Raw genomic sequence first — 9,408 nt, 5'->3', positions numbered from 1 at the left:
TCGCGAGCAAGCCCGCTCCCACATTTCGATAGTGTTTTTCAGTTAAGTCCGGTTGATCAGTTCACGCGCCGCCTGGCTGTGATCGGCAATCAAGCCTTTCAAATCCAGGCCTTCGACCTGACCGTCGATCACACGCCATTTACCGCCAATCATCACCCGGTCTGCCCGGTCGGCGCCGCACAGCAGCAGCGCCGAAATCGGATCGTGGCTGCCGGAGAAGCGCAGCTCATCGAGCTTGAACAGCGCCAGGTCGGCCTGTTTGCCGACGGCCAACTCGCCGATATCCGTACGCCCGAGCAACTGCGCCGACCCTTTGGTGGCCCAACCCAGCACGCCTTCAGGCGTGATTTTTTCCGCGCCGTAGCGCAGGCGCTGGATGTACAGGGCCTGACGGGCTTCGAGGATCATGTTTGACGCATCGTTGGAGGCTGAACCGTCCACGCCCAGGCCGATAGGGGCGCCGGCGGCGAGCAGGTCCAGGGTCGGGCAGATGCCGGACGCCAGGCGCATGTTCGAGCTGGGGCAATGGCAGATGCCGGTGCCCGCGGCGCCGAGGCGCGCGATTTCATCCGGGTTGAAATGAATGCCGTGGGCCAGCCAGGTGCGCGGGCCGAGCCAGCCGACGCTGTCGAGATAATCCACAGTTCGCAGGCCGAAGCGCTGCAGGCAGAAGTCTTCCTCATCGAGGGTTTCCGCCAAGTGGGTATGCAGGCGCACGTCGAGGCTGTTGGCCAGTTCGGCGCTGGCTTCCATGATTTCCGGGGTGACCGAAAACGGCGAGCAGGGCGCCAGCGCGATCTGGATCTGCGCACCGTCGCCACGCTGGTGGTAGGTGCGAATCAAGCGCTGGCTGTCTTCAAGGATCACTTGGCCTTCTTGCACGGTTTGCTGCGGCGGCAGGCCGCCGTCGGCTTCGCCCAGGCTCATGGAACCGCGGGTGAGCATGGCGCGCATGCCCAGTTCGCGCACGCTTTCGACCTGCACGTCGATCGCATTTTCCAGACCGTCCGGGAACAGGTAGTGGTGATCCGCCGCCGTGGTGCAGCCCGAGAGCAGCAATTCGGCCAGGGCGACTTTGGAGGCCAGTGCGAGTTTTTCCGGCGTCAGCCGTGCCCAGACCGGGTAGAGGGTTTTCAGCCACGGGAATAACGGCTGGTTGACCACCGGCGCCCAGGCGCGGGTCAGGGTTTGGTAGAAATGGTGGTGGGTATTGATCAACCCGGGAAGGATGACGTGCTCGCGTGCGTCGAACACCTGTGCACAGGGCACGGCAGGTTCGCGTCCCCAGGCCAGCACTTCGGTGATCACACCGTCTTGCAGCACTAGGCCACCACGGGCGTCGAGGCCGTTGGCAGTGAAAATTGCGAGGGGGTTTTTTAACCAGATACGGGTCGCAGGCATTGGCCGGCTCCTCTGAATGATGGGTTCAGGTTTGCCAGCTCAGTGTTGCCCTGTCTGCTGATCCAGGGTCGCCGGTGACGGCGAGGTGGGTAGATTACGGGTAGTTCGAGATCGGGTCTACCTGTGGGAACGCGGCGCTCTCGGGTTTTTCGCGGGCAAGCTCGCTCCCACAGGGTTTGGGATTACCAGGCGATGGTGTCGCCCTTGTAGTCGATGAAGTGATGGCCGCCTTTACCGGTGTAGGCATTCACTTGATCGACCAGGCCGCGCACGCTGGTGTCGACGTCGATGTGGGCGTTTTCACCGCCCATGTCGGTCTTCACCCAGCCCGGGTGCAACGACAGCACGGTGAATGTGCGGTCGCCGAGTTGGGTGATGAAACTGTTGGTCATGGAGTTGAGTGCGGCCTTGCTGGCCTTGTACAGCGCCAGGTCCGAACCGTCGGGAATGGTCACGCTGCCCAGCACCGAGCTCATGAACGCGAGCACGCCGGTGTCTTTGCGGATCTGCCCGACGAAACGCTGCGCCAGGTTGATCGGCGCCACGGCGTTGGTGAAAAACAGCTGGCCGACTTCCGCCAGGGTGGCGTGGCCGGGCTCCTGGTTGGCCGGGCCCTTGACGCCGGCGTTGACGAACAGCAGGTCGAACGTGCGGTCCTTGAGGCGTTGGCTCAGGGCGATCACGGCGTGCTGATCGTCCATGTCCAGCTTCTCGATCTGTACCGGGCCCACGGCTTTCAAGGCATCGGCCTTGCTCGGGTCGCGCACGGTGGCGGTCACTTCCCAGCCGTCCTGGAGCAATTGCTTGACCAGGCCAAGGCCCAGCCCGCGCGAGGCGCCGATGATCAGTGCGGTTTTTGGCGTAGACATGAAGGGCTTCCTTTAACGTCGCGGTTCAGGGGTAAGCAGCAAACAACCTTAGCAGGTTCAGCGTTGCAGCAGGATGCGTCCACGGCTGAGGTCGGCCAGTTGGGTTTGCAAGGTGTCGATGTGTGCCTCGCCCAGTGCCAGCTGCAGTTCGACGCCGTTGGCGGTGAAGGTTTCTTCCAGCACCAGGCCGCCCAGTTCGGCAACGCGCAGTTTCACCAGGTTCAACTCGGCGAAACCGCAGGCGCAACTCAGAGGCACGCGGCTGATCAGTTCAATGCGTTCTGCCGTTTGCAGGCATTTATTCGCGCCACCGCCGTAGGCCCTGGCCAGCCCGCCGGTGCCCAATTGGATGCCGCCGTACCAGCGAATCACCAGCACCGCGACCTGATCAAAGCCTTGGGCTTCAATGGCCGCCAGGATCGGCCGCCCAGCAGTGCCGCCGGGTTCGCCGTCGTCATTGCTGCGGTATTGGTCGGCCAGTTTCCAGGCCCAGCAGTTGTGCGTGGCGTTGAGGTCGCTGTGTTGCTCGAAAAACGCCTGGGCGTCTTGCGGGCTGGTAATCGGCGCGGCGAGGGTGATGAAGCGGCTTTTGCGTATTTCTTCACGAAATTCGCAAAGGCCGGTAAGCGTGAAAGGCATAAGTCGCTTCGTTTATAAGGCCGGCTTGATGCCACAGCCTTTGAGGATGATGTGGATCAGGTTGGTGCCGGCGTCTTCCATGTCCTGCTTGGTCAGTTTGGTCCGACCGGTGACGCGGCAGATCTGGGTGGCGAAGTCGGCGTAGTGCTGGGTGCTGCCCCAGAGCAGAAAGATCAGGTGCACGGGGTCGATCGGGTCCATTTTTCCGGCGTCGATCCAGGCCTGGAACACCGCCGCCCGACCGCTGAACCACGCACGGTAATCCTGGCTGAAATATTCAGTCAGGCATTCGCCGCCGCTGATGATCTCCATGGCGAAGATTCGCGAGGCTTGCGGGTGGCGCCGCGAGAATTCCATCTTGGTGCGGATGTAGCGGGTCAGGGCCACGGCCGGGTCGTCCTCGGCGGTCAGCGCGTTGAAGGTGCTGTCCCACAGGTCGAGGATGTTGCTGAGCACCGCGATATACAGGCCCAGCTTATTGGTGAAGTAGTAATGCAAGTTAGCCTTGGGCAGCCCGGCACTCGACGCAATGGTGTTCATGCTGGTGCCTTTGTAGCCATGGCGCGCGAACTCATCTTCAGCAGCCTGGAGAATGGCTTGTTCGTTCTTTTGCCGAATGCGGCTGGCGGGTTTACCGGCGTGGTTGCTGTGGGCAGGAACTTCGAGGCTCATGGAGGTTTCCGTGCTGATCGATAAAGACGACGTGTGCACAGATAACCCACCCTCAAGCCTCAGACAAGTCCCGATGCAATAAAACCGTCAAAGCGGTTCCAGTGTGTCGCTTTCCGCCGCGCTGTTTGCGGCAACCGCGGTCGCTTTGGCTTCGGGCAACAGCAGGCACAGCACGATGGCGGTCAGGCCGCCGCTGGTGATGGCTGAGTCGAACAGGTTCTGCACCAGGCTTGGCATCAAGTGCAGCAGGTTGGGCTGGGCGGCAATTCCCAGGCCGACACCGAAAGACGTGGCGATGATCAGCATGCTGCGCCGGTCGAGCGGCGCTTGGGCGAGGATGCGCACGCCCGCGGCGGCGACACTGCCAAACATTACCAGGGTGGCGCCGCCCAGTACCGGTTTGGGGATTTGCTGGAGCACGGCGCCAATCAGCGGAAACAACCCGAGGCAAAACAGCAGCACGCCGATATATAAGCCGACGTAACGACTGGCCACGCCGGTGAGTTGGATCACGCCATTGTTCTGCGCAAAGGTGGTGTTGGGGAAGGCGCTGAAGGTGGCGGCGATCATGCAACTGACGCCATCGCCGAGGACGCCGCCCTTGAGTCGGCTTATATAGGAAGGGCCACTGATGGGCTGGCGGGCGATCATGCAGTTGGCGGTGAGGTCGCCGACGGTTTCGATGCTGCTGATCAGATAAATCAGCGCGATCGGCAGGAACGCGCTCCAGTCGAAATTGAACCCGAAGCGAAACGGGATTGGCAGGCTGATCAACGGCAAGTCGGGTAAGGCCTGGGGCACCAGTTTGCCGCTGAACCATGCGGCGAGGCTGCCGAGGGCCAGGCCGATGATGATGGCCGAGAGGCGTACCCACGGCGTGTTCGAGCGATTGAGCAGGATGATGGTCAGCACCACGAACACGCCCAGTGCCAGGTTGATCGGCGCGCCGAAGTCGGGGGCGTTGAAGCCGCCGCCGAGGTCCGTGATGCCAACCTTGATCAAGCTGATGCCGATCAGGGTAATCACAATGCCGGTAACCAGTGGCGTGATCACCCGCCGCAGTTGCCCGATAAAACGGCTCAAAACAATCTGCACCGCGGCGCCGAAAAAGCACACGCCGAAGATCATCGCCATGATGTCTTCCGGGCTGCCACCGCGTTGCTTCACCAGGAAGCCTGCCGACAACACGGCCCCCAGGAACGCAAAGCTGGTGCCTTGCAGGCAGATCATCCCAGCGCCGATACCAAACGGCCTACGGGCCTGGATGAAGGTGCCTACGCCCGAAACCATCAACGCCATGCTGATCAGGTAGGGCAGGTGGGCGGTCAGGCCCAGGGTCGAGCCGATGATCAATGGCGGCGTGATGATGCCAACAAAGGCGGCCAGCACATGTTGCAGTGCCGCCAGAACGGCGGGGGCGGGTTTTGGACGGTCATTGAGGCCGTAGATCAGGTCGCTGGGGCTGGACGATTCGGGTGGCATGGTGGGCAAACTCGGGCGGACAGTTCAAGGTACGGGTTCCCTTGCAAAAAGCTGTCCACTTGCTCAAGTTTTGCCGCGAAGCCCGTGCTAGCGCGTTGCGGCCAGGCTCTCCAGGAAACTCTCCAGCACCAAATGAGGGCGACGGCCCTTGCGCGTGACCGATGCGAGGCTCAAATCGTAAAAGCGTGTAGCCGGTTTCAGCGCGCGCAGTCGGCCTTGTTGCACCCACAGGCTGGCGTAGTGATCAGGCAAGTAGCCGATGTAACGCCCGGTGAGAATCAGGAAGGCCATGCCTTCACGGTCCGAGGCGCTGGCGGTGCAGTTGAGCGCCTGGTAATGGGCCTGAATCTCGGCAGGCAGGCGGAAGGTGGGAGCGATGGCGTCCTGGCTGTCGAGGCGCGCGTCATCCAGTTGTTTATCGTCGGCATAAAACAGCGGATGGCCAACTGCGCAATAGAGCAGCGAGCGCTCGCTGTACAGCGGCTGGTATTCGAGGCCCGACAGGGCGCTGGCCTGGGGCACCACACCGACATGCAGGCGGCCGTCGAGCACGCCTTGCTCGACTTCGTTGGGCGCGATCATGCGGATCTGGATCTGCACGTCCGGGCCACGTTCTTTCAACTGCGCCAACGCATGGGTGATGCGCATATGGGGCAGGGTGACGAGGTTGTCGGTGAGGCCGATGATCAACTCCCCGCGCAAATGCTGATGCAGGCCGTTGACCTCGGTGCGAAAGCTTTCCAGGGCACTTAAGAGTTGCAGTGCCGACTGATACACCTCGCGCCCCTCTTCCGTCAGTGAAAACCCGGCGCGCCCGCGTTGGCACAGCCTTAGTCCGAGGCGTTGCTCCAGGTCGCTCATTTGCTGGCTGATGGCCGAGCGCCCGATGCCGAGCACAGTTTCGGCCGCCGAGAAGCCGCCGCACTCCACCACGCTGCGAAAGATGCGCAACAGGCGGATATCGAAGTCGCTGACTTGGGCGAGGGGATCGGGTCGACGGCTGCTCATAGTTTAGTGAAGGCCTGACTGAAGGTTAGAAGAGTTGAATTTCACCGACTTTATCGCCGTGGCAATTTAGCTGCAACACCGCTTTTCAATCCCGACGCTGCCTTTTGCCCTGCGAGGTTTTGCTGATGAACATGCCCGAAAACGCCCCTTCGTCCCTGGCCAGCCAACTGAAGTTGGATGCTCACTGGATGCCCTACACCGCCAACCGTAACTTCCAGCGTGACCCGCGCCTGATCGTGGCCGCCGAAGGCAGCTGGTTGATTGATGACAAGGGCCGCAAGGTGTACGACTCGTTGTCGGGCTTGTGGACCTGTGGCGCCGGGCACACGCGCAAGGAAATCCAGGAAGCGGTCGCCAAGCAATTGGGCACTCTGGATTACTCGCCGGGCTTCCAATACGGTCATCCGCTGTCCTTTCAGTTGGCGGAAAAGATTACCGACCTGACCCCGGGCAATCTGAACCACGTGTTCTTCACCGACTCCGGCTCCGAGTGCGCCGACACCGCCGTGAAGATGGTGCGCGCCTACTGGCGCCTGAAAGGCCAGGCCACCAAGACCAAAATGATTGGCCGTGCCCGCGGTTACCACGGCGTGAATATCGCCGGCACCAGCCTGGGCGGCGTCAATGGCAACCGTAAGCTGTTTGGCCAGGGCTTGATGGATGTTGATCACCTGCCGCACACCTTGCTGGCGAGCAATGCGTTCTCCCGTGGGATGCCCGAGCTGGGCGGTATCGCGCTGGCGGATGAACTGCTCAAGCTGATCGAACTGCACGACGCATCGAACATCGCCGCGGTGTTTGTCGAGCCAATGGCCGGTTCGGCGGGCGTGCTGGTGCCGCCACAGGGTTACCTCAAGCGCCTGCGTGAGATCTGCGACCAGCACAACATTCTGTTGGTGTTCGACGAAGTGATCACCGGTTTCGGCCGTACCGGTTCGATGTTCGGTGCCGACAGCTTCGGCGTGACGCCGGACCTGATGTGCATCGCCAAGCAAGTCACCAACGGCGCGATCCCGATGGGCGCAGTGATTGCCAGCAGCGAGATCTATCAAACCTTCATGAACCAGGCGACGCCTGAGTACGCCGTGGAATTCCCCCACGGCTACACCTACTCGGCGCACCCGGTCGCTTGCGCAGCTGGCCTGGCGGCATTGGACCTGCTGCAGAAGGAAAACCTGGTGCAAAGCGTCGCCGAAGTCGCTCCGTACTTTGAGAATGCGCTGCACGGTTTGAAGGGCAGCAAGAACGTGATCGACATTCGTAACTACGGCCTGGCCGGCGCGATCCAGATTGCCCCGCGTGACGGTGATGCCATCGTGCGTCCATTCGAGGCCGGCATGGCCTTGTGGAAAGCCGGGTTCTACGTGCGCTTTGGCGGTGACACCCTGCAATTCGGGCCAACCTTCAACAGCAAGCCGCAGGACCTGGATCGCCTGTTTGACGCGGTCGGCGAAGTGCTGAACAAGATCGACTGATTTCTCCTTCTATATAGAACAATTTTCCAGGAGCCCTGCATGAGCCTTATCCAGCATTTGATCAACGGCGAGTTGGTCAGTGAATCCGGTCGCACCGCCGACGTGTACAACCCGTCCACTGGCCAGGTGATTCACCAGGTGCCATTGGCCAGCCGTGAAACCATTCAACGTGCGATCGACTCGGCCAAAGCGGCATTCCCGGCCTGGCGGAATACTCCGCCGGCCAAACGTGCCCAGGTGATGTTTCGTTTCAAGCAATTGCTGGAGCAGAACGAAGCGCGTATCTCGCAGTTGATCAGCGAGGAGCATGGCAAGACGCTGGAAGACGCAGCGGGTGAATTGAAGCGCGGGATCGAGAACGTGGAATACGCGTGCTCGGCGCCGGAGATTCTCAAGGGCGAGTACAGCCGTAACGTCGGGCCGAACATTGATGCCTGGTCGGACTTTCAGCCGCTGGGCGTGGTGGCCGGTATTACGCCGTTCAACTTCCCGGCGATGGTGCCGTTGTGGATGTACCCATTGGCGATCGTCTGCGGTAACTGTTTCATCCTGAAACCTTCGGAGCGTGATCCGAGCTCGACGCTGCTGATAGCGCAACTGTTGCAGGAAGCCGGCCTGCCTAAAGGCGTGCTGAGCGTGGTACACGGGGACAAAGGTGCAGTGGATGCGTTGATTGAAGCGCCGGAAGTCAAGGCACTGAGCTTTGTGGGGTCGACGCCGATTGCCGAGTACATCTATTCCGAGGCGACCAAGCGCGGCAAACGTGTGCAGGCGCTGGGCGGGGCGAAAAACCACGCGGTGCTGATGCCCGACGCGGACCTGGATAACGCCGTAAGCGCCTTGATGGGCGCGGCGTACGGTTCCTGCGGTGAGCGTTGCATGGCGATCTCGGTAGCCGTGTGTGTGGGTGACCAGGTGGCGGATGCGTTAATCGCCAAGCTGGTGCCGCAGGTCAAGGCGCTGAAGATCGGCGCGGGCACTACGTGCGGTCTGGATATGGGCCCATTGGTGACTGGGCAGGCGAAAGATAAGGTCAGTGGCTATATAGAAGACGGTGTGTCCTCGGGCGCCGAGCTGGTGGTGGATGGTCGTGGGTTGAGCGTGGCTGGCCATGAGGAGGGTTTCTTCCTGGGTGGCAGCTTGTTCGATCGCGTGACGCCTGAGATGCGTATCTATAAAGAAGAGATCTTCGGGCCGGTGCTGTGTGTGGTTCGGGTGAATAGCCTGGAAGCGGCGATGCAGTTGATCAACGATCACGAGTACGGCAACGGCACTTGCATCTTTACCCGTGACGGTGAAGCAGCGCGTCTGTTCTGTGACGAGATTGAAGTGGGCATGGTTGGGGTTAACGTTCCATTACCGGTGCCGGTGGCATATCACAGCTTTGGTGGCTGGAAGCGTTCGCTGTTTGGCGATTTGCACGCTTATGGGCCGGATGGGGTGCGTTTCTACACCCGTCGCAAGGCGATTACCCAGCGTTGGCCACAGCGGGCCAGCCATGAAGCGTCGCAGTTTGCTTTCCCTAGCTTGTCGTAGGGTGAGCTGAAAGCCGGCCCCTTGGGGCCGGCTTTTGCGTTTTTCGGATGTTTTTGACCGATATGACAGAAATGTGAAAGTCAGGGGTTGACGGCAGATTCTGGAAGTCTATAATTCGCCCCACTTCCGGCGCAGTCGAAACGGAAAACTCCTTGGTAAACAAAGAGTTATGCGAGGTTCGACAGCGGGTTGCTTCAGTTCATCGAAGCCCAGAAGGAGTTGGTAGGGCGGTGTTGTTTGGCTCTATTAACGTTTCGATCTTCTCGGTCGAAAGCGGAGAAAAAGAGGTGTTGACAGCAGCGTGTAACGCTGTAGAATTCGCCTCC

At 60.9% G+C, this 9,408-nt stretch carries 8 protein-coding genes; 2 read left to right on the top strand and 6 right to left on the bottom strand.

What is annotated here, in order from left to right:
* Positions 1-42: 42 nt before the first annotated feature.
* The 6 genes from WBB95_RS15410 to WBB95_RS15385 form a co-directional block, all read right to left on the bottom strand.
* Positions 43-1,401, bottom strand: coding sequence for an 8-oxoguanine deaminase (locus tag WBB95_RS15410; protein ID WP_424488372.1), 1,359 nt, complete (start codon positions 1,399-1,401; stop codon positions 43-45).
* A 182-nt stretch (positions 1,402-1,583) separates the two neighbouring features.
* Positions 1,584-2,270 carry an SDR family oxidoreductase gene (locus WBB95_RS15405; RefSeq protein WP_424488371.1) on the bottom strand — a complete coding sequence of 229 codons (687 nt, stop codon included), beginning with the start codon at positions 2,268-2,270 and terminating at the stop codon, positions 1,584-1,586.
* A 57-nt stretch (positions 2,271-2,327) separates the two neighbouring features.
* Entirely contained in the window at positions 2,328-2,909 is a 582-nt protein-coding gene (locus WBB95_RS15400) for an IMPACT family protein (protein WP_424488370.1), read from the bottom strand.
* A 12-nt stretch (positions 2,910-2,921) separates the two neighbouring features.
* Complete coding sequence (locus WBB95_RS15395) at positions 2,922-3,581, bottom strand: TetR family transcriptional regulator C-terminal domain-containing protein (protein WP_424488369.1); 660 nt, start codon at positions 3,579-3,581, stop codon at positions 2,922-2,924.
* 87 nt (positions 3,582-3,668) lie between these two features.
* Positions 3,669-5,063 (bottom strand): uracil-xanthine permease family protein, encoded by a 1,395-nt coding sequence (locus WBB95_RS15390; RefSeq protein WP_424488368.1) that lies wholly within the window; start codon positions 5,061-5,063, stop codon positions 3,669-3,671.
* Between the two features lie 87 nt (positions 5,064-5,150).
* Entirely contained in the window at positions 5,151-6,071 is a 921-nt protein-coding gene (locus WBB95_RS15385; protein WP_424488367.1) for a LysR family transcriptional regulator, read from the bottom strand.
* 125 nt (positions 6,072-6,196) lie between these two features.
* Between WBB95_RS15385 and WBB95_RS15380 the strand changes: the two genes are divergently transcribed.
* Both WBB95_RS15380 and WBB95_RS15375 read left to right on the top strand, forming a co-directional pair.
* A complete protein-coding gene (locus tag WBB95_RS15380; protein ID WP_424488366.1) occupies positions 6,197-7,546 on the top strand; it encodes an aspartate aminotransferase family protein in 1,350 nt (449 codons plus the stop codon).
* 39 nt (positions 7,547-7,585) lie between these two features.
* On the top strand, positions 7,586-9,082 hold the full coding sequence (locus tag WBB95_RS15375; protein ID WP_424488365.1) for a CoA-acylating methylmalonate-semialdehyde dehydrogenase: 1,497 nt from the start codon (positions 7,586-7,588) through the stop codon (positions 9,080-9,082).
* Positions 9,083-9,408 lie beyond the last annotated feature (326 nt).

Source organism: Pseudomonas sp. (assembly GCF_049645325.1).
Classification (GTDB): Bacteria; Pseudomonadota; Gammaproteobacteria; order Pseudomonadales; family Pseudomonadaceae; genus Aquipseudomonas.
The sequence above is the reverse complement of the archived record's forward strand: the minus strand, read 5'-3'. Positions and strand labels throughout refer to the sequence as shown.